This is a genomic window from Erythrobacter sp. SN021 (assembly GCF_021864455.1).
The window spans coordinates 1-280 of the sequence record NZ_JAKKUW010000247.1 but is presented as its reverse complement, the minus strand read 5'-3'; the positions used below and the strand labels follow the sequence as shown (position 1 = coordinate 280).

Annotated in this window: 1 protein-coding gene; it reads right to left on the bottom strand. The window is 54.6% G+C overall.

Annotated elements, in window-relative coordinates; all coding sequences use genetic code 11:
• Positions 1 to 151 (bottom strand): cytochrome c biogenesis CcdA family protein (locus tag L5849_RS15765; protein ID WP_236926310.1); only part of this gene is annotated, 151 nt, incomplete at its 3' end.
• Positions 152 to 280: the final 129 nt, after the last annotated feature.

The window sequence follows — 280 nt, the reverse complement described above, 5'->3', positions numbered from 1 at the left end:
CGCCAGTCGCTGATCCATCTTTGAGGCGATCGATGCTAACGCCGGAAATCAGCGAGACGTAACCGGGTACGAGCGGCAGCACACACGGTGAGAGAAACGACAGAATACCCGCTACAAAAGCGATCCCGATGGTAATGTTTGAACCTTGCATTGTTAACTCGATTATACCGATAAAGTCGCGTCCAAGTCTCTTTGGGCGATGACGCGGCTCGGCCGCCGTCCAGTGTGGTAAGGCTCAGCCTTACCGGTCAATCTTCTCTTCATCCCGACGAGGCTACGC